Annotated in this window: 1 protein-coding gene and 1 pseudogene; one reads left to right on the forward strand and one right to left on the reverse strand. The window is 47.8% G+C overall.

Going from position 1 to position 594, the window contains the following annotated elements; translation table 11 throughout:
• Nucleotides 1-364: pseudogene (gene def, locus CIK04_RS25540) on the forward strand (peptide deformylase); the annotation flags it as partial.
• 74 nt (nucleotides 365-438) lie between these two features.
• Here def and CIK04_RS25545 read toward each other — a convergent pair.
• Nucleotides 439-594: PTS transporter subunit IIC (locus CIK04_RS25545; protein ID WP_325205822.1), on the reverse strand; the 156-nt coding region annotated here is incomplete at its 5' end.

Raw genomic sequence — 594 nt, forward strand, 5'->3', positions numbered from 1 at the left:
GCACCGCAAGTTGGCCGCGAAGAAGCGATTGTGGTGATTGACCTGTCTGAAAATCGCGAATGAGCCATTAGTGCTGGTGAACCCAAAAGTGGTGAGTGGCAGCAACAAAGAAATGGGTCAAGAAGGCTGTTTGTCTGTTCCTGACTACTACGCCGATGTTGAGCGTTACACTTCTGTGGTTGTGGAAGCGCTTGATCGTAACGGTAAAGAGTTGCGAATCGAAACCAGCGAGTTTCTCGCGATCGTGATGCAACACGAGATTGACCATCTTTCTGGTAATCTCTTCATCGACTACTTGTCGCCACTGAAGCAGCAAATGGCGATGAAAAAAGTGAAAAAACACAACAAGCTTCGTGCTCGCTAATTGTGTGATGAAAATGAAAAAGCCGACTTATTCTGAAGCGGCTTTTTATTGGTTTTTATCGGATTAAGAATGGCTTAACGCACAATCAGACCAAGTAGAATACCGACAGCACCGAAGTCCGCGTCACTGAAGGTGGTGTTGGCAAAGCCAAGATCACCCAGTACTGGCATCAGGAAGACAGGCAGGAAGGTGATCAGCAGACCTTGGGCAAAAGCCCCTAGGATTGCGCC

The sequence above is a fragment of the Vibrio sp. 03_296 genome (genome assembly GCF_002265885.1).